This is a genomic window from Acidovorax temperans (assembly GCF_028596105.1).
GTDB lineage: Bacteria > Pseudomonadota > Gammaproteobacteria > Burkholderiales > Burkholderiaceae_C > Acidovorax > Acidovorax temperans.
The window spans coordinates 4,178,031-4,196,904 of record NZ_CP117193.1 but is presented as its reverse complement, the minus strand read 5'-3'; the positions used below and the strand labels follow the sequence as shown (position 1 = coordinate 4,196,904).

Annotated in this window: 18 protein-coding genes; 11 read left to right on the top strand and 7 right to left on the bottom strand. The window is 64.5% G+C overall.

What is annotated here, in order from left to right; all coding sequences use genetic code 11:
• Nucleotides 1–29: 29 nt before the first annotated feature.
• Entirely contained in the window at nt 30–1,217 is a 1,188-nt protein-coding gene (locus PQV96_RS19735) for a RodZ family helix-turn-helix domain-containing protein (protein ID WP_273623957.1), read from the top strand.
• Between the two features lie 165 nt (nt 1,218–1,382).
• Here PQV96_RS19735 and PQV96_RS19730 read toward each other — a convergent pair whose 3' ends face one another.
• The 3 genes from PQV96_RS19730 to lplT all read right to left on the bottom strand — a co-directional run bounded on the left by PQV96_RS19730 (nt 1,383) and on the right by lplT (nt 4,246).
• Nucleotides 1,383–1,871, bottom strand: coding sequence for a glutathione peroxidase (locus PQV96_RS19730; protein ID WP_273623956.1), 489 nt, complete (start codon nt 1,869–1,871; stop codon nt 1,383–1,385).
• 73 nt (nt 1,872–1,944) lie between these two features.
• Complete coding sequence (locus PQV96_RS19725) at nt 1,945–2,829, bottom strand: DMT family transporter (RefSeq protein ID WP_273623955.1); 885 nt, start codon at nt 2,827–2,829, stop codon at nt 1,945–1,947.
• A 112-nt stretch (nt 2,830–2,941) separates the two neighbouring features.
• Nucleotides 2,942–4,246 (bottom strand): lysophospholipid transporter LplT, encoded by a 1,305-nt coding sequence (gene lplT, locus PQV96_RS19720; RefSeq protein ID WP_273623954.1) that lies wholly within the window; start codon nt 4,244–4,246, stop codon nt 2,942–2,944.
• A 154-nt stretch (nt 4,247–4,400) separates the two neighbouring features.
• Here lplT and alr point away from each other — a divergent pair, with 154 nt between their 5' ends.
• The 3 genes from alr (at nt 4,401) to PQV96_RS19705 (ending at nt 8,382) form a co-directional block, all read left to right on the top strand.
• Nucleotides 4,401–5,507: an alanine racemase gene (gene alr, locus PQV96_RS19715; RefSeq protein ID WP_273623953.1), complete on the top strand. Its 1,107-nt coding sequence runs from the start codon at nt 4,401–4,403 to the stop codon at nt 5,505–5,507.
• Between the two features lie 76 nt (nt 5,508–5,583).
• Nucleotides 5,584–6,378, top strand: a complete 795-nt coding sequence (locus tag PQV96_RS19710; RefSeq protein WP_273623952.1) for a hypothetical protein — start codon at nt 5,584–5,586, stop codon at nt 6,376–6,378.
• A gap of 162 nt (nt 6,379–6,540) precedes the next feature.
• Nucleotides 6,541–8,382, top strand: coding sequence for an ABC transporter ATP-binding protein (locus PQV96_RS19705; RefSeq protein ID WP_273625289.1), 1,842 nt, complete (start codon nt 6,541–6,543; stop codon nt 8,380–8,382).
• Between the two features lie 22 nt (nt 8,383–8,404).
• Here PQV96_RS19705 and PQV96_RS19700 read toward each other — a convergent pair whose 3' ends face one another.
• Nucleotides 8,405–9,295 carry a LysR family transcriptional regulator ArgP gene (locus PQV96_RS19700; protein ID WP_273623951.1) on the bottom strand — a complete coding sequence of 297 codons (891 nt, stop codon included), beginning with the start codon at nt 9,293–9,295 and terminating at the stop codon, nt 8,405–8,407.
• Nucleotides 9,296–9,371: 76 nt separating this feature from the next.
• Here PQV96_RS19700 and PQV96_RS19695 point away from each other — a divergent pair, with 76 nt between their 5' ends.
• Nucleotides 9,372–9,980 carry a LysE/ArgO family amino acid transporter gene (locus tag PQV96_RS19695; protein ID WP_066695529.1) on the top strand — a complete coding sequence of 203 codons (609 nt, stop codon included), beginning with the start codon at nt 9,372–9,374 and terminating at the stop codon, nt 9,978–9,980.
• A 74-nt stretch (nt 9,981–10,054) separates the two neighbouring features.
• Nucleotides 10,055–11,635 (top strand): ABC transporter substrate-binding protein, encoded by a 1,581-nt coding sequence (locus PQV96_RS19690; protein WP_273623950.1) that lies wholly within the window; start codon nt 10,055–10,057, stop codon nt 11,633–11,635.
• 204 nt (nt 11,636–11,839) lie between these two features.
• Here the strand turns inward: PQV96_RS19690 and PQV96_RS19685 are convergent, their stop codons facing one another.
• A complete protein-coding gene (locus PQV96_RS19685) occupies nt 11,840–12,448 on the bottom strand; it encodes a glutathione S-transferase family protein (RefSeq protein ID WP_273625288.1) in 609 nt (202 codons plus the stop codon).
• 80 nt (nt 12,449–12,528) lie between these two features.
• Here PQV96_RS19685 and PQV96_RS19680 point away from each other — a divergent pair, with 80 nt between their 5' ends.
• Complete coding sequence (locus PQV96_RS19680; protein WP_207375247.1) at nt 12,529–13,644, top strand: ISAs1 family transposase; 1,116 nt, start codon at nt 12,529–12,531, stop codon at nt 13,642–13,644.
• A gap of 94 nt (nt 13,645–13,738) precedes the next feature.
• On the opposite strand, the gene PQV96_RS19675 is transcribed toward PQV96_RS19680, so the two are convergent.
• Both PQV96_RS19675 and hpaI read right to left on the bottom strand, forming a co-directional pair.
• Nucleotides 13,739–14,716, bottom strand: coding sequence for a 2-dehydropantoate 2-reductase (locus PQV96_RS19675; protein WP_273623949.1), 978 nt, complete (start codon nt 14,714–14,716; stop codon nt 13,739–13,741).
• Between the two features lie 59 nt (nt 14,717–14,775).
• On the bottom strand, nt 14,776–15,615 hold the full coding sequence (gene hpaI, locus PQV96_RS19670) for a 4-hydroxy-2-oxoheptanedioate aldolase (RefSeq protein ID WP_273625287.1): 840 nt from the start codon (nt 15,613–15,615) through the stop codon (nt 14,776–14,778).
• 116 nt (nt 15,616–15,731) lie between these two features.
• Between hpaI and radA the strand changes: the two genes are divergently transcribed.
• From radA to PQV96_RS19650, 4 genes are all read left to right on the top strand, one after another.
• Nucleotides 15,732–17,114, top strand: a complete 1,383-nt coding sequence (gene radA / locus PQV96_RS19665) for a DNA repair protein RadA (RefSeq protein ID WP_273623948.1) — start codon at nt 15,732–15,734, stop codon at nt 17,112–17,114.
• A 90-nt stretch (nt 17,115–17,204) separates the two neighbouring features.
• Nucleotides 17,205–17,612: a glycerate kinase gene (locus PQV96_RS19660; RefSeq protein WP_066782467.1), complete on the top strand. Its 408-nt coding sequence runs from the start codon at nt 17,205–17,207 to the stop codon at nt 17,610–17,612.
• A gap of 94 nt (nt 17,613–17,706) precedes the next feature.
• Nucleotides 17,707–18,657 (top strand): branched-chain amino acid transaminase, encoded by a 951-nt coding sequence (locus tag PQV96_RS19655; RefSeq protein WP_273623947.1) that lies wholly within the window; start codon nt 17,707–17,709, stop codon nt 18,655–18,657.
• A gap of 2 nt (nt 18,658–18,659) precedes the next feature.
• The gene (locus PQV96_RS19650; protein WP_273623946.1) at nt 18,660–18,866 is read left to right on the top strand and encodes a zinc-finger domain-containing protein; all 207 of its coding nucleotides are present in this window, start codon (nt 18,660–18,662) and stop codon (nt 18,864–18,866) included.
• The last annotated feature ends 8 nt before the right edge of the window (nt 18,867–18,874 follow it).

Genomic DNA, 18,874 nt, shown 5'->3' with positions numbered 1-18,874 from the left:
AATAGCGATCTCGTTTTTGATTCATTCACATGAAAAATAAAGCCAAACTTTTTTTATCATCTATTTCTCTGGCCGTGCTTGCCGCATGCGGTGGAGGTAGTGGCGACGAAAATCAACCTGCACCGGTTAATCCAACACCGGTTAATCCAACACCGGTTAATCCAACACCGGTTAATCCAACACCGGTTAATCCAACACCAGTTAATCCAACACCAGTTAATCCAACACCAGTTAATCCAACACCAGTTAATCCAACGCCCGCTGAGCCTGTGGCGCTAACAGCAAACTGTAGTGGGGCAATACCATCCAATAGTATGGTTGCCATATCTGCTAATGGAGATGTTGCCAATGCAAGTTTCACGGTTACTGGCAGAGATCTGAGGGTTAGCTTTTCTGGGTCCCGTGTTGCTTACGAGCGCCAATTCACGGATGGAACCCTATCCGTCAAATCAAATAATGGCAGCTGCCTTTTCAACGAAACAACCTCTAGCGGACGCTCTGTAGCTTTGGCTAGTCATCGGCTTGGGTACGCATTCCACCCTGTGAGCAAGATCCCTGTACTCCTCTTGGGAGACATTCAGACGGACGTTGCAGACGCGGCTGGCACGTATTCGATGGTCAGGTATCAAGTGGATCAACCACGAAATGGTGGGGCGCCAGCTCTACGCACCAGTTATGCCACTTTTGTTATTCAAAATAATGGCAGCTGGAGTTTTTATAAAAATGGAGGAACAAGCTCCGCCTTGACAGCCACAGGTACTCTTGAAAAAGACACAGCATCCAATCGAATTCTGTTCGTAACTGGAAGTGGAAGTTCTCGTGTGGTAAGAGGCACTGTTTTTGTGTCAGGGCAGGGAGATTCTAAGATTCTGGCGTTTGCTGAGAATGATCCTGGCGATGCAGAGGGCTCTGTCAGTGGCTTGTTTATCGCGGCGTCTCAAGTAGCAACTTCATCCTTCGGAAATCTTAACAACGGTGCATACTCTACCTATAGTACCGATGGAGTGTCTGATACGCTGACCCTGAACAGCACAACGATTACACCTCTAGGAAAATCTCCTATCAGCATATCGCCTGACCAACCAATTGCAGGGCTTTACACAGCGAGGAGTAATAATTACTTTATGGCGCGATCAGGATTATTTGCAGTAGTTTCCAATGAAACAGGCATTGATTCCGGGGGCTATATCGAAATTGGCGTGATCCCCAAAAATTAATGCAAACTGTTTCGTCATCGCTCTGAGATGACGAAGCTTAGACCCAGAGAAAGCCGCCTCAACTGGGGCGGCTTTTTGCCATTCAGCAATAGCAGCTTGTGGCCGAAAGCAGCAGTTGGGCCGGAATCGTCTCGTGAGTGGCGCGGCGACACAGAGTGTGCCTTCTTAACCTGCTAGCGCAGCCTCAATATCCGCCGCCAGCTTCTTCGGCGCGTCCTGTGGTGCGTAGCGGCGGATCACCCGGCCGTCTTTGCCGACCAGGAACTTGGTGAAGTTCCACTTGATGGCTTTGCTGCCCAGCAGGCCGGGGGCTTCGGCGGTGAGCCATTGGTACAGGGGCGAGGCGTTGGCGCCGTTCACGTCGATCTTGGCCATCATCGGAAAACTCACGCCGTAGTTGAGCTGGCAGAAGCTGGCAATCTCGTCGTTGCTGCCGGGGTCCTGGCTGCCAAACTGGTTGCAGGGGAACCCCAGCACCACCAGTCCGCGCTCTGCATAGGTTTGGTGCAACTGCTCCAGCCCCGCAAACTGGGGTGTGAAGCCGCAGGCGCTGGCGGTGTTCACGATCAGCAGTACCTTGCCCCGAAACTGCTCCAGCGCCACGCGCTGGCCTTGGATGTCCTGGGCGTCGAATGCGTAAATGTCTTGGGGCATGGGCAAGTCTCGGTGGGATGAACAGTGGGGTGACTGCGCCCATCGTATCGGCGCCGCTTTTTCTGCGGGTGCGTCAGGCTTTTCGGGGCCAGCGCAGCGTGGCCAGCAGGGCGGCCGACACGATCAGGCTGCCGCCCAGCACGGTGCGCGCGTCCAGAGCGGTGTCCGTCAGCAGCACCGACGACACGCTGGCAAACACCACTTCCGACAGCATGATCAGCGCCGTGGTGCCTGCGGCCAGCCGTGCGGCGCCGAATTGCAGCGCGTAGTTGGTCAGCAAAAAAGCGGCCGCCAGCAGCAGCGCCAGCACCACCCAGCTGGTGGCTGGGGCGGGCAGGGCGGGCACAAAGCCCACCAGCAACCCCGTGCAGGCGCTGGCCGTGGCCATGAGGGCGCCGCCGCCAAACATGGCCAGCATGCGGGATTCGCTGGGCAGCTGGTGCAGGCGGCGCAGGGTGACGTTGGTCAGCGCAAAGCAAAAGCCCCCGGCCAGGGCCAGCAGGTCGGCCCCTGACAAGTGGCCCATCATGCGTTCAATGGACGCATCCGCAGGCACCAGCACCAGGGCCACGCCCGCAAATGCCATCACCAGCCGCACCACGGCCATGCGCGTAGGGCGCTCGCCCAGCACGCGCCAGGCCAGCAGCACCGACCAGGCGGGCATCAGATAAAACAGCAGCACCACCCGCACCACGTCGCCCACCGTCACCGCCCAGTTGAAGGCCACATTGGTCAGGCCCGACGACAGGGCCAGCAGCCACAGGGCTGGGTGCTGCAAGGTGCGCGCGAGCAAGCCAGGGCGCGCCAGCAGCAGGCCACCCACGGCCAGCGCGTACATCAGTGCCGTAGCCCACAGGGGGTGCAACCCGGCGCCGTGCAGTTGCCGAAACGGCCACCAGGAAACACCCCAGACGAAGGCGTTGAACACAAGCGCGAGGACGGGTAAAAAGTTATGCATCAAATTGGTCGCCAGCGCTTATGGGGCAAGCGCCAGCAGCTATCAAAATTGAAGTGATTGGCGAGCAAGCCTGCGCCTGCGGCGGGCTCATGCCCTTGAAGGCCAACCCGTATCAGTGGTGGTGGTCCTGCCGCGCAATGTGCAGCAGGTGTTCCACCTCTTCGCTGTGGCGATGGCAGTTGCTGATGTGCCAGCGGCGGATCAGCCACATGGTGCCCGCCACCACCAGGCCAAACGCGGTGATGGCGCCGAACACCGACAGCCCCAGCTTGAGCGACAGGCTGTAGAACGCGCCCAGGCCCAGGATGCAGGCCTGTTCGTTGAAGTTTTGCACGGCAATCGAACGCCCCGCGCCCATCAGGTTGTGGCCCCGGTGCTGCAGCAGCGCATTCATGGGCACCACCAGGTAGCCGCCCAGGCCGCCGAGCAAGATCAGAAACGGAATCGCCAGCCAGATGTTGTTGATGAACACCATCAGAATGAGCAGCAGCCCCATGGCAATGCCCAGCGGGATGACCTTGGTGGCCGCATCGAGCCGCATGCGCATGGATGCCACTACCGCACCCACGGCCGTGCCAATGGCCACCACGCCCGTGAGGGCCGAGGCCTGCGTGGTGTTGTAGCCCAGCGCCACAGCGGCCCAGGCCAGCACGATGAACTTGAGGTTGCCGCCTGCGCCCCAGAACAGGGTGGTGGTGGACAGCGAAATCTGCCCCAGCTTGTCGCGCCACAGGCGGTTGTTGCAGGCCCAGAAGTCGGGCAGCAGCGCCAGTGTGTTGGCCAGCACGTTGCGCGAGGGGTTGGTGCGTAGGGGGCGCATTTCCACGCCGGTGTGCGGAATGCGGGTGTTGAACCAGGCGGCCACCATGTACACGAGGATCAGCGCAGCAATGGCCGATTCGGCAGCGGTGTCTACGCCGGTGTCGATCAGGGGGATGTCAATGCTCAGCAGCAGCACCGACAGGTGCTGCCCCACCAGTTGCCCGCCCAGCAGCACGCCCAGGATGATGGAGGCAATCGTCAGCCCCTCGATCCAGCCGTTGGCCTTGACCAGTTGCGATGCGGGCAGCAGCTCGGTCAGGATGCCGTACTTGGCGGGCGAGTAGGCCGCCGCCCCCAGCCCCACCACCGCGTAGGCCATGAGCGGGTGCGAGCCAAACAGCATCATCAGGCAGCCCACCACCTTGATGGCGTTGCTGATGAACATGACTTTGCCCTTGGGCAGCGCGTCGGCAAAGGCGCCCACAAACGGGGCCAGCACCACGTAAAACAGCGCAAACATGGGCACCAGGGCGGCGCGTTGCCACTCGGGCGCGCCTTCGGTGCGCAATAACTCCACGGCGGCCACGAAGAGTGCGTTGTCGGCCAGCGAGCTGAAAAACTGCGCCGACATGATCGTGTAGAAACCGCGCTTCATCGGAGGGCTTGTGGCTGCATCAGCGGCGCTGATGCCCTGGTAAAAGTAGAAAACCGTGGCAAGTGACCGGCGGTTATAAGAGACCGGCGGTTATATCACGCGGATAAACGGCGGCAGTGACAGAATCCGGGGCTGTTCACCCGGTTAAACCCCCATGCCACGCCCTATCCAAGCCCACATCCACACCGCTGCCCTGCAACACAACCTCCAGCGCGTGCAAAGCGCCGTGCCCGATGCCAAAGTCTGGGCCGTGGTCAAGGCCAACGCCTACGGGCACGGCATTGAGCGGGTGTTTGAAGGCCTGCGCGCGGCCGATGGCTTTGCCCTGCTGGACCTGGCGGAGGCCGAGCGCGTGCGCGCCCTGGGCTGGCGTGGCCCCATCTTGCTGCTCGAAGGCGTGTTCGAGCCGCGTGACCTGGAGCTGTGCTCGCGCCTGGGCCTGTGGCACGCGGTGCACTGCGACGAGCAGATCGACTGGCTGGCCGCCCACAAGACGCAGGTGCCGCACCGCGTGTTCCTCAAGATGAATTCGGGCATGAACCGCCTGGGCTTCACGCCTGCCCGCTACCGCGCAGCCTGGGCGCGGCTGAACGCGCTGCCGCAGGTGGATGAAATCTCGTACATGACGCACTTCAGCGACGCCGACGGCCCGCGCGGCATTGCCCACCAGATGGCTGCCTTCAACACTGCCACGCAAGACCTGCCCGGCGAGCGCAGCCTGAGCAACAGCGCCGCCACGCTGCGCCACGCGGCCGATGCCGGGGTGCGCGCCGACTGGGTGCGAGCCGGCATCGTGGTGTACGGCAGCGCGCCCGACTACCCCGAGAACACCGCCGCCCACTGGGGCCTGCAGCCCACCATGACGCTATCGACCCGGCTGCTGGCGACCCAGCAACTGCAGGCGGGCGACACCGTGGGCTACGGCTCGCGCTTCACGGCCGAAGGGCCGCTCACCATCGGGGTGGCCGCCTGCGGCTATGCCGACGGCTACCCGCGCCACTGCGACACTGGCACGCCGGTGCTGGTGAACGGCGTGCGCACCCGCCTGGTGGGCCGCGTGAGCATGGACATGATTACCGTGGACCTCACCCCCTTGCAGCAGGCCGGTGTACCCGTGGGCATGAGCAGCGAAGTCACGCTGTGGGGCCGCGCCAGCAATGGCGAAGTGCTGGGCATTGACGAAGTGGCCCGCGCTGCGGGCACCGTGGGCTACGAGCTGATGTGCGCCCTGGCCCAGCGGGTGCCCGTGGTGGTGGACTGATACGGCTTTGCCTTCAAACGTACCACGCTGTTGGTTCGCGCAGCCGTGCAAACCGCCGCACTTATAGTGCGGCCCCATGACCGCCCGCCGCTCCCCACGCCGCCGCTGGACCTCTGTGCGCCTGACTGCGCGCGATATGGCCCACGACCTTGAGCGACGCCACAGCCTGCGCTGGCATGGCCTGTGCATTGGCACCCTCACGCTGCTGGGCATGTTGCTGGCCTCCTGGTTGCAAAAGCAGGCGGGCGTGCACCTGCTGTCGGTGCGCTACGCCATCACGCTGGCTGTGGGCTATGGCATTTATCTGCTGGTGCTGCGCTGGTGGGCTGCGCGCCTGCTTGACGAGCAGGACCACGGCAGCGCCGATGCAGGCGATGCCCTGGATGTGGCGGTGGACGTGGCCGACCTGGCCCGCTCCGTGCCCCGCAGTGGCGGTACCCGCGCGCCCGAAATGCCCCGCATGAGCGATGTGGCCGACAGCGCGGAATCCAGCAAAGGCCTTGGCGACCTGGCCAGCGGCGCGCTGGACGGCCTGGGCAGCGCCGATGAAGGCGCCGTGGTGATCATTCCGGTGGTGGCCATCTTTCTGATCGGCGCTGCCATTCTGGCCGGTGCGGGCGCGCTGGCCATGCTGTTCTTCAGCTGGGACGTGCTGCTGGCCGTGGCAGTGGAGCTGGCCTTTTCCGTGGCCGCCGTGCGCGTGGCCACCCGGGTGGAGCGCGAAGGCTGGCTCACCGCCGCCGTGCGCCTGACCTGGAAGCCCCTCTTGGGCGCGCTGCTGTGCGCCGTGCTGCTGGGCGCCACCATCGACCACTTCCTGCCGCAGGTGGATTCGCTGCCCGAAGCGGTGCGGATGCTGCAGGGTGGCTGAGGCGGATTCCGCCCCTATGCAGATAAAAATGGCCGATAGCGCCCGCCCATCAAGCGCAGGCAGCTATTGAAAATGTAGCGTTTTGGATCGTCCGCCAATCCCGTAGTGGAGGCAATGTTCATGGACATTGCCTAGGATGCTCGGCACTGGAGGCCTGCCTTGCTGTTCAAGTTTTTCGAAAAAAGCGTTCCCTGTTACCCATCCAACGAGCCCGCGCTGCCGCCCCGGGGGTTTTTGGCCTTCGTCTGGGCCTGCGCGCGCGGCGTGCGCGGCTATGTGGTGGCGATGGCCGGGCTGTCGGCGCTGATTGCCGTGTATGAAGCCCTGCTGTTCGCCGTGCTGGGCCGTGTGGTGGACTGGATTGCCGCCGCCACACCCGCCACCCTGTGGGCTGAGCGCGGCAATACGCTCACCTGGGTGGCTGCGGTCATGGTGGCCAGCATTGCGCTGGTGGCGTTGCGCACCAGCGTCAAGCACCAGGCGCTGGCCATCAACCTGCCGCTGCGCCTGCGCTGGAACTTTCACCGCCTGATGTTGGGCCAGAGCATGGCCTTTTATGCCGACGAGTTCGCCGGCCGCATCACCACCAAGATCATGCAGACCGCGCTGGCCGTGCGCGACATGATCTTCACCACCACCGACGTGGTGGTGGGGATGGGCGTGTACCTCATCACCATCTTGCTGCTGGCCTGGGGCTTTGATGCGCGGCTGTTGCTGCCGTTTGCGGGCTGGCTGGTGTGCTACGGCCTGGTGTGCTGGTACTTTGTGCCCCGGCTGGGCAAGGTCAGCCGCGACCAGGCGGACGCCCGCGCCCTCATGACCGGGCGCATCACCGACGCATACACCAACATCGCCACCGTCAAGCTGTTCTCGCACACCCACCGCGAGGCCGAATTTGCCCGCGCTGCCATGGATGCCTTCAAGCTCACCGGCTACGCGCAGATGCGCCTGGTGAGCCGGTTTGAAATCGTCAACCACGTGTTGGTAGTGGGCATGATTCTGGGCGCCTGCGGTACCGCGCTGTGGCTGTGGACGCAAGGCCAGGTGGGCGCGGGCGCGGTGGCCGCCGTGACGGCCATGGCCCTGCGCGTGGCCGGCCACGCCCACTGGGTGATGTGGGAAGTGACCACCCTGTTTGAAAGCGTGGGCACCATCCAGGACGGCATCAACACCCTGACCCGCCCCCGCCAGGTGGTGGATGCCCCTGGCGCGCAGCCTCTGCGTGTGACGCAGGGCGAGGTCCGCTTCGAGCAAGTGCGCTTTGCTTACCAAGATGGGGGCCGCCCGGTGATTGACGGGCTCAGCCTCACCATTCGCCCCGGCGAGCGCATTGGCCTCATCGGCCGCTCGGGCGCAGGCAAGTCCACCCTGGTCAATCTGCTGCTGCGCTTTCATGACATTCAGGGTGGGCGCGTGCTGATCGACGGGCAGGACATTTCAAAAGTGACGCAAGACAGCCTGCGCCACGCCATCGGCATGGTCACGCAAGACACCTCGCTGCTGCACCGTTCCATGCGAGACAACATCCTCTACGGCCGCCCCGATGCCAGCGAGGAAGAGCTGCACGCCGCCGCCGAGCGCGCCGAGGCCGCAGCCTTCATCGACACCCTGACCGACCCGCAAGGTCGCCGGGGTTATGAAGCCCATGTGGGCGAGCGTGGCGTGAAGCTCTCGGGCGGCCAGCGCCAGCGCGTGGCCATTGCCCGCGTCATGCTCAAAGACGCGCCCATCCTGCTGCTGGACGAAGCCACCAGCGCGCTCGATTCGGAAGTCGAAGCCGCCATCCAGCAAAGCCTGGACGGCCTCATGCAGGGCAAGACCGTGATCGCCATCGCCCACCGCCTCTCCACCATCGCCGCGATGGACCGCCTCATCGTGATGGACGGCGGCCGCATCGTGGAAGAAGGCACCCACGCCCAACTGCTGGCCCAGGGCGGCATTTATGCGCGCCTGTGGGCGCACCAGAGCGGGGGCTTTCTGGGCGAGGCGCAGCGCATGGAGTAGCCAGCCGCCGCCCCGCTGCTCGTCAGCGGGTGGCGAGTGCGCGGTGCGCTTGGGACTGCACGGCGGCAGTCATGCGGGCCAGGGCCTGCACGTTCAGCCGCCAGTATTGCCAGTACAGCGGCACATCCACCGGCTTGCCCGCCATCAGCTCGACCAGCGTGCCGGCGTGCAGGTGGCCTGCCACCATCAGGTCCGGGGCCATGCCCCAGCCCAGGCCGGCCTCAGTGGCTTTGACAAAAGCGTGTGCCTCGGGCAGCCAGTGCACGGGCGGCGTGAGGGTGCGGCGGGTGATGCGGCGCACATAGCGGCCCTGCAGCGCATCCTTGCGGTTGAAGACCAGCATGGGCGCGCGTGCCAGTGTGGTGGCTGTCACGCCCGTGGCAAAGAAGCGTTGCATGAAGGCCGGGCTGGCCAGCGCGCGGTAGCGCAGGGTGCCCAGCGGCAGCACCTGGCAGCCCTGCACCGGCTGGGGGTCGGCCGTCACGGCGGCCATCACGCGGCCTTCGCGCAGCAGGTTGGCCGAATGGTCCTGGTCTTCCACATGGATGTCGAAGGTGATGGAAGGGTCTTCCCCCGCCTGCGCCATGGCGGCCGGGAACCAGGTGGCCAGCGAGTCGGCATTGACGCCGATGGCCAGGCGCGTGGTGCTGCGCGGGCCCCCGCCAATGGCGGCCAGGGCATCGGCCTCGCTCAGCGCAATTTCGCGGGCGTGGCGGTACAGGGCCTGCCCGGCTTCGGTGGCAGTGCAGGGCGTGGCGCGGCGCACCAGTACCTGGCCCACACGCTCTTCCAGCAGCTTGATGCGCTGCGACACCGCAGAGCGGGTGATGTGCAGCAAGGCGGCTGCGCGCTCGAAGCTGCCTTCGTCGATGACGGCAGAAAACGCATTGAGCTGGGCCGAATCGAGCTGCATGGCTGGTTAGCAATTTTGACGGATCGTTAAAAAGTATAGCTGGCATGACTGTGGTGCAGTCGCCAGAATGCAGGCCATGACCACCACTGCTTTCGTTCACGGCTTCAGTTCCACCGCCATGCTCATCATGGCCATTGGCGCGCAAAACGCGTTCGTGCTGCGCCAGGGCTTGCGCCGTGAACATGTGTTGCCCGTGGTGGCGCTGTGTGCTTTGTCAGACGCCGTGCTACTGCAGGCCGGGGTGTGGGGCATGGGCGGTGTGCTGCTGGCGCGGCCCGAGTGGGGGCAGTGGATGCGCTGGGCGGGTGCCTTGTTTTTGCTGGCCTATGCCCTGCAAGCCGGTGCGCGGGCACTGCGGCCGGGCCAGCTGCTGGTGACGGCGGGCGGGCCGGGCAACAGCCTGCGCAGCACGGTGCTCACGCTGCTGGCCCTGACCTGGCTCAACCCCCATGTGTACCTGGACACCGTGGTGCTGCTGGGCACCATGGCAAGCCCCTACCCCACTTGGGGGCGGGCGGCCTTTGCCACTGGCGGGGCCTTGGCCAGCGCGCTGTGGTTCACTGCCATCGGTTTTGGCGCACGCTGGCTGGCGCCACTGTTCGCCTCCCCCCAGGCGTGGCGGGTGCTGGATGGGGTCACTGCGGTTTGCATGATGGCCTTGGCATTTGCGATGGGTCTAAGCTAAGAACGATAAGTTCGTTACAACGCCCTGTGATTTGGTTCATAGTGGGGGGATTGATTGATCTGGAGTGATCCCCCATGCGTTTCAAAACCCTTTTGCTCGCTGCCGCCCTGGCCACGGCCCTGCCGCTGACCGTGCAGGCCAAAACCTTCCGCTGGTCCCGTTCTGTGGACATTTCTTCGTGGGACATCCACGCCCAGAACGTGGGCGTGAACAACACCATGCACGGCGCGGTGTACGACACGCTGGTCGAATACAACAGCAAGACCTTCAAGCCCGAGCCGTCGCTCGCTACCGAGTGGAAGCTCATCAAGCCCACACAGCTGCGCCTGACGCTGCGCAAGGGCGTGAAGTTCAGCGACGGCAGCGAGTTCACGGCCGACGATGCCAAGTTCTCGCTGGAGCGCGCCAAGTCCAAAAGCTCCAACTTCGCCGTCTACACCCAGGGCATTGACCGCGTGGAAAAGGTCGATGCTTACACCATCGACATCCATTCGGACCTGCCCAACCCCGTGTTGGTGAACCAGCTCACCGAGCTGCGCATGATGAGCAAGGCTTGGGCCGAAAAGAACAAGTCGGTCGAGCCCAAGGACATCAAGACCAAGGACGAGAACTTTGCCCACCGCAATGCGCTGGGCACTGGCCCCTACCAGCTCAAGCAGTGGACGCCCGACCAGCGCGTGGTGCTGGAGCCCAACCCGCATTGGTGGGGCAAGGGCAAGTACCCCACCAACCTGACCGAGATCGTCTACACCCCCATCAAGGCCGATGCCACGCGCACGGCGGCGCTGCTGTCGGGGGAGGTGGACTTTGTGATCGACCCCAGCCTGCAAGACCTGGCGCGCATCAAGCAGACGCCCCACCTGCAGGTGCAGGAGGGGCCGGAGTACCGCACCATCTTTCTGGGTCTGGATCAGTTCCGCGACGAGCTGCCCGGCTCGGACGTGAAGGGCAAGAACCCGCTGAAGGACCTGCGTGTGCGCAAGGCGCTGTACCAGGCCATCGACATCCAGTCCATCCAGCGCGTGGTGCTGCGCGGGCTGGCCCAGCCCACGGGCACGCTGATTGCCAACCAGGTGAACGGCTGGACCAAGAAAGCCGACGTGCGCTACCCCTATGACCCCAAGGCCGCGCAAAAGCTGCTGGCCGATGCGGGCTACCCCAACGGGTTTGAGGTGGACTTTGCGTGCAGCGCGGGCCGCTACATCAACGACGAACAGCTGTGCCAGGCGATCACCTCGCACTGGGCCAAGGTGGGCGTGAAGGCCAAGCTGCGTTCGCTGCCTTTTGCCACGTACTTTCCGATGATCCAGCGCAACGAAGCCAGCATCTATCTGCTGGGCTGGGGCGTGCCCACGTTTGATGCGTTCTACAGCCTGCAGTCGCTGGTGCGCTCGCCCGGCGCGGGCGGGGACGGTAACTTCAACCTGGGCCGCTTCTCTGACCCGCAGATGGATGCGCTGATCGAGCGCATCAAGAAGGAAACCGATGCCACCACGCGCAACCAGCTGATCGAGCAGGCGCTGATCAAGGAGCATGAGCTGGTGTCGCACATCCCGCTGTACAACCAGGTGATTCCGTGGGCGGGCTCGAAGAAGGTGGAGATCATCCACCGCGCGGACAACCGCATCGACTGGCGCTATCTGAAGGTGAATTGAGAGTGACAACCCCCTGAGGCACTTCGTGCCTTCCCCCTTCTCTCGAGTTGCTGCGCAATTCGGGAAGGGGGACGCCGCCAGCGCACGCACGCGCAGCGCTGCCTACGCAGCACGGCGGCCCTTGCGCGGCGGCCCTCGCCTCGGCCCCGCCAGTTTCAAACACCGCGCATCCAGACGGCGTTGATGTGGTGATCCAGCAAAAACTCAGGCCAGTGCGCGCTGCACGGCGGGGCGCTGCAACATGCGCTGGGTGTGCGCGTGCACCTTGGGGAAGAGGGCAATGTCCACCCCGTCGCTCTGCAGCCAGCTGGCCACGGTGAACAGGTAGCCATCGGCCACCGAATACTGGTCGCCCAGCACCCACGGGCCTTCGCTGAGGTAGTGGGTTTCGATGAGCTGAAAGCAGTCGGTCATGTTCTGCGGCACCTTGCGCTGCATGGCGGCCTGGGCCTCGGGCTCGTCGGCCCAGCGGCTGGCGCGGGGGCGGTGGGCGTGGGCTACGTGCACGGTGGAGGCGAGGTAGCTGTGAAACTCCTGCATGCGCGCAAAGCCGTAGGGGTCGGCAGGGGCCAGCCCGGCTTGCGGGAAGGCTTGCGCCACGTAGGCCAGCAGGGCGGGCGTTTCGGTCAACGTGCCTTGGGGCGTGACCAGCGCGGGCACCCGCCCCTTGGGGTTGATGGCCAGGTACTCTGGCGTGCGCTGCTGGCCTGCCGCAAAGTCCACGCGCACCAGCTGGTGCGGGGCAGCAGCCTCTTCCAAGGCGATGCGCACGGCCAGCGCACAGGTGCCAGGGGTGTAGTACAAGGTGAGTATGGCAGGGCAATCGCATCTAAAAGTGCGCCTTAAACCCGGCGACACTGCAGCGCTTGAGTCACTTGCCAAACGCTGTTGAGATGAGCCTGCTGCAACACCTGCAAAACATCCCCGATCCCCGCGTGCAGCGCACACGCCGCCACGAACTGCAATCGATCCTGGTAGTGGCTCTGTGCGCCACCATCGCAGGCGCAGACAACTGCGTAGAGATGGCCGAGTTCGGCCAGCAGCACCAAGACTGGTTTGAGCGCTTGGTGCCGCTGCCCTCGGGCATTGCCTCGCACGATACCTTTGCACGGGTGTTTCGCCTGCTCGATGCCAAAGAGTTGGAGCGGGCCTGCCAACAATGGCTCGCCCAGGTAGCAGGCAGGGTACACGGCACGGTGGCCATTGACGGTAAAAGCGTGCGCGGCAGCAGCAAAGCAGATGCTCGCAGGCCACTGCACATGGTCAGCGCCTGGGCGGCAGACATGGGACTGCTGCTGGGCCAGTGCAAGGTCGATGGCAAGAGCAACGAGATCACTGCCATTCCCGAGTTGCTGCGCTTGCTGCACCTCAAAGGCTGCATCGTCACCATCGATGCCATCGGCTGCCAAAAGAGCATCGCCGGGCAACTGCACGAGCATGGCGCGGACTATGTGCTGAGTCTAAAGGGCAACCAGCGACACATGCACCAAGTGGTGCAAAAGCACTTTGAAGTGCAGGGTAGCCAGGAGCGGTTCGAGGAGAACACCTATACCGAGAGCTGCAGCGGGCACGGGCGCCAGGAACTACGCAGCTACCGGCTCAGCCCTGTGCCTGGGGCGTTACAGCGAGCAGCAGCCCACTGGCCGGGGCTGACCAGCGTGGTGCAGGTCGTGCGCAGGCGCCAGCAAGCGGGAAGCGAGGCCAGCGAAGAAGTCAGCTATTACCTGAGCAGCTTGCCAGCGCACACGCCCGCGAAGGTGCTGGCGCACAGCATCCGAGCGCACTGGAGCGTGGAGAACCAGTTGCACTGGAGTTTGGACGTAGCGATGCGCGAGGATGCGGCGCAGTCATACAAGGATCAAAGTCCGCACAACCAAACGGTGCTCAGACGCATGGCGCTGCAGGTGCTCAAGAATGACACCTCGGTGAAGATCGGCTTGCAGGCCAAGCGCAAGCGGGCGGGGTGGAGTCTGGGTTATTTGGAACTCCTCTTGGGCATCTCCGTTTAGATGCGATTGCCCTGGTGAGTATGGTGGTTTGCTATTAATTTAATAGCTGCTTGCGCTTTATGGATAAGCGCTAGAAGCTATTTTTTTAAAAGAATCAATACAGCCCGCGGGTGCGTGCCATCAGCCGCACCAGCCCCAGCAGGGCATCGGTGTGGGGCGTGGGGGTGCTGGTGATCTGCCCCAGCTCGCGCACTGCGCCCACCAGGGCGTCAATCTCCAGGGGTTTGTTCGCTTCCACGTCCTGCAGCATCGAGGTCTTGAACGCGCCCAGCTTGCGCGTAACGGCGTGGCGGTCTTCGGGTTGCTGGTCGATGGGCAGGCCGAGCTTCTCGCCGATGGCCTTGGCTTCCAGCATCACCGCGCTCACAAAGCCGCGCACCAGGTCGTCGTCCAGGATGCGGTCGGTGGTGGCGCCGGTCAGGGCGCTGATGGGGTTCATGGTCAGGTTGCCCCAGAGCTTGAACCAGATGTCTTTCTGAATGCAGTCCGACACCTCGGCCTGGATGCCGCCGCGCTGCAGACTGTCTGCCAGGGCCAGCAGGCGTGCGCTGTGGCTGCCATCGGGCTCGCCCAGGATGAGCCGGTCGCCAAAGTGATGGCGCACAAAGCCCGGCGCATCCAGCGAGCAACTGGCATGCACCACGCCGCCCAGCACGCTGCGTGCGGGAATGGCCTGGGCAATCACGCCCCCCGTGTCCACCGATTCAAGCGCGCGACCCTGCGCCGCGCCGCCAACACCGTCAAGGAACCACCACGGCACGCCATTCATGGCGGTGAGCACGACGGTGTGCGGGCCCAGCAGCGGCGCAATGGCGCGTGCCACGTCCGGCAGGCCGGGGGCCTTCACGGCGATGACCACCAGGTCTTGCACGCCCATGGCGGCCGGATCGCTGTGGGCGGTGACGGGCACCTGCGCCAGCGTGCCGTCGGTGCGCCGCATGCGCAGGCCCTGCGTCTGCAGGGCGCGCAATGTCTCGCCGCGCGCCACCAGGCTGACCGGGTGGCCCGCCTGCGCCAGGGCCACGCCCAGCCAGCCGCCAATCGCACCTGCGCCGTAGATACATGCTTTCATCGTCATAGAGTCGTTATGGACCGAGGAGTGGGTGAACAGGGGGTGAGCGTGCAGCGCTGTCAGTAGCCCAGTGGCCGCACCGCTGGGGTGGCGGTTTCCGTGCGAAAGCGCGCCAGCAAATCCTGCGCAGCGCTGACCAGCAGCATGGTGTCCACGCCCACGGCCACAAACAGCGCGCCGGCCGCCAGCCACTGGCGTGCCTGCGATTCGGTGGTGGCCAGAATGCCCGGCGCCTTGCCCGCGCGCAGGATGCGCGCAATGCCGTCGTGGATGGCCGCCTGCACCTCGGGGTGCCCTGGGTTGCCCGGGTGGCCCATCGATGCCGACAGGTCCGCCGGGCCGATGAACACGCCGTCCACGCCGGGCGTGGCGGCAATGGCGTCCAGGTTGTTCATGGCTTCTACCGTCTCGGCCTGCACCAGCAGGCAGATCTGCTGGTTGGCCTCGTGCACGTACTGCGGGTACGCCTGCCAGCGCGACGAGCGGGCCAGCGCGCTGCCCATGCCGCGCACGCCCTCGGGCGCATAGCGCGTGGCGCGCACCAGCTGCTGGGCTTGCTCGGCGGTGTCCACCATGGGCACCAGCAGGGTCTGCACGCCCAGGTCCAGGAACTGCTTGATGAGGGCGGTGTCCCCCACTGGCACCCGTGCGACGGGGTGGGGTGGTTGCGCCCCCGGCGGCAGGGCGCTGGTGGCGCTGGCCGCACTGGCTATTGCCTGCAACTGGTGCAGGATGGAGCGCAGGTCGTTGGGCGCGTGTTCGCCATCGACCAGCAGCCAGTCATAGCCGGTGCCTGCCAGGATCTCTGCGCTGTAGGCGTCGGCCAGGCCGAGCCACAGGCCAATCTGTGCCTGCCGCTGGGCCATGGCCTGTTTGAAACGGTTGGTAGGTGTCTGCAATTTGCGCTCCATGGGTCTTTGCCTAGACCGCCATCGTACGGGCTGTGGCGCGCGCTTGCTGGCGTGGCCGCTATAGTCGGCTGCCCTTGCATCGGGGGCTCCCCTTTCCTATCGCCATGGCCAAAGACAAAACCACGTTTACCTGTACCGAATGCGGCGGCACCAGCCCGCGCTGGCTGGGCAAATGCCCGTCCTGCGGCGCCTGGAACACCCTGATCGAGCAGGTGGCCGAGGCCGGGCCGGGCAAGAACCGCCTGAGCGCACCGCAGGGCTATGCCGGCCTGGCCCATGCCCAGCCGGTGATGCCCCTGGCCGCCATCGAGGCGCAGGATGTGGCGCGCACCCCCAGCGGCATTGAGGAGCTGGACCGCGTGCTGGGCGGCGGCATCGTGGAAGGCGGCGTGGTGCTGATTGGCGGCGACCCTGGGATTGGCAAATCCACCCTGCTGCTGCAGGCCATGGACGCCCTGCAACGCGCGGGCCTGCCCGCGCTGTACGTCACGGGCGAAGAAAGCGGCGCGCAAGTGGCGCTGCGCTCGCGCCGACTGGGCATTGACGGCAGCCAGGTGCAGTTGCTGGCCGAAATTCAGCTCGAAAAAATCCTGGCGACGGTGGACGCCACGCAACCCGCCGTGGTCGTCATCGACTCCATCCAGACCACCTACTCCGACCAGCTCACCAGCGCGCCGGGCTCGGTCGCCCAGGTGCGCGAATGCGCAGCGCACCTCACGCGCATGGCCAAGGGCACGGGCATTGCCGTGATTCTGGTGGGCCATGTGACCAAGGAGGGTGCGCTGGCGGGCCCGCGCGTGCTGGAACACATGGTGGACACGGTGCTGTACTTTGAAGGCGACACGCACAGCCAGTTCCGCCTGGTGCGCGCTATCAAGAACCGCTTCGGCGCCGTGAACGAAATCGGCGTGTTCGCCATGACTGAAAAGGGCCTCAAGGGCGTGAGTAACCCCAGCGCCATTTTTCTGAGCCAGCACAGCGAGCCGGTGCCCGGCAGCTGCGTGATGGTGACGCTGGAGGGTACGCGCCCCATGCTGGTGGAGATCCAGGCGTTGGTGGACAGCGGCGGGCCCAGCCCCCGGCGCCTGTCGGTGGGCCTGGACAAGGACCGCCTGGCCATGCTGCTGGCCGTGCTGCACCGCCACGCCGGTGTGGCCTGCATGGACCAGGACGTGTTTGTGAACGCTGTGGGCGGCGTGCGCATCAGCGAGCCTGCGGCCGATTTGGCGGTGATGTTGTCCATCACCAGCAGCCTGCGAGGCAAGGCGCTGCCGCGCGGCTTTCTGGCATTTGGCGAGGTGGGGCTGGCTGGTGAGGTGCGCCCCGCGCCGCGCGGCCAGGAGCGCTTGAAGGAGGCTGCCAAGCTGGGCTTTTCCGTGGCCGTGGTGCCCAAGGCCAACGCGCCCAAAAAGCCCATCGAGGGACTGACCATTCACGCGGTGGAGCGGGTGGAAGAAGCCATGAACGTGGTGCGCGGCATGGGCTGACAGGTCTGACAGGCCGCGCCGCCTGCGGGTGCGCCGCTGTACGCACTCTCCGCAGTGCGCGCAGCCGCCGCCCATACGACAATGGCGCCCATGAATTTGCGCAATATTTTTGTCCCCGCCGGGGTCATCGGGCTGGTGCTGGTGGGCTATGCCTCCGCAGGCTGGCCGGGCGTGGCGGCCGTGGTGGGCGGTCTGGTCATGTGGGCCTTGCTGCACTTCACGCGGCTCATGAACGTGATGAAAAAGGCTGCCAACCGCCCCATGGGGTATGTGGGCAGCGCCGTCATGCTCAATGCCCGGCTCAAACCCGGCGTGAACCTGATGCACGTGATGGCCATGACGCAATCGCTGGGCGAGCGCCTGTCGGCGGAAAACGCCCAGCCCGAGGTGTACCGCTGGACGGACGGAACCCAATCGCACGTGACCTGCGAATTTGCGAACGGCCGCTTGCAGAAGTGGACGCTGGAACGCCCGCAGGCCGAGGCTGAGGCCGAGTAAGCCGCCCAGCCATGTGGCGCAGCGGCCCCGCGCCAGCCTGGCAGCCTCGTAAAATCCGGGGCTTGCCAACCCACAGCAACCCCAAAGGACAATCATGAGCCCCGTAGTTCCCTCGATGGCCGATCGCGACGGCAAAATCTGGATGGACGGCCAGATGGTCGATTGGCGCGATGCCAAGATCCATGTGCTGACCCACACGCTGCACTACGGCTGCGGCGCTTTTGAAGGCGTGCGTGCCTACAACACCGACAACGGCCCGGCGATCTTCCGTTTGCAGGAGCACACTGAGCGCCTGTTCAACAGCGCCAAGATCCTGCGCATGAAGATCCCGTTCAGCCAGGAAGAGGTCAACGAGGCGCAAAAGGCCGTGATCCGCGAGAACAAGCTCGAATCCGGCTACATCCGACCGCTGACCTGGGTGGGCGACAAGAAGCTGGGCGTCAGCCCCAAGGGGAACACCATCCACCTGATGGTGGCCGCCTGGGCCTGGGGTGCTTACCTGGGCGAAGAGGGCATGAAGCGCGGCATCCGCGTCAAGACCAGCAGCTACACGCGCCACCATGTCAACATCACCATGACGCAGGCCAAGGCGGTGAGCAACTACACCAACTCCATCCTGGCCAACATGGAAGCCACCGACGAGGGCTACGACGAAGCGCTGCTGCTCGACAGCTCCGGCTTCGTGTCTGAAGGCGCGGGCGAGAACATCTTTGTGGTCAAGAACGGCGTGATCTACACGCCCGACCTGTCGGCCGGGGCTCTGAACGGCATCACCCGCAACACCATCTTCCACATCGCCAAGGACCTGGGCCTGGAGATCGTGCAAAAGCGCATCACGCGCGACGAGGTGTACATCGCCGACGAAGCCTTCTTCACTGGCACCGCCGCCGAAGTCACCCCCATCCGCGAGCTCGATCGCATCGAGCTGGGCAAGGGCGACTACGTGGGCAGCCGTGGCCCCATCACCGAAAAAATCCAGGCTGCGTTCTTTGACATCGTCAACGGCCGCAATCCCCAATACGCCCACTGGCTCACCAAGGTTTGATCATGTCCCAAGCAGTTGTAGAAGTTCTGGCCAAGGACCTGAACGCCCAAGGGGCCGTGTTCTGCCCCAATCCCAAGGCCGACATGAAGCTGTGGAACAGCCACCCCAAGGTGTACATCGACGTGGCCCACCATGGCGAAGGCAAGTGCCCGTACTGCGGCACGGTCTACAAGCTCAAGGCCGGCGAAGTGTTTGCCGGTGGCCACTAAGCTTTTTC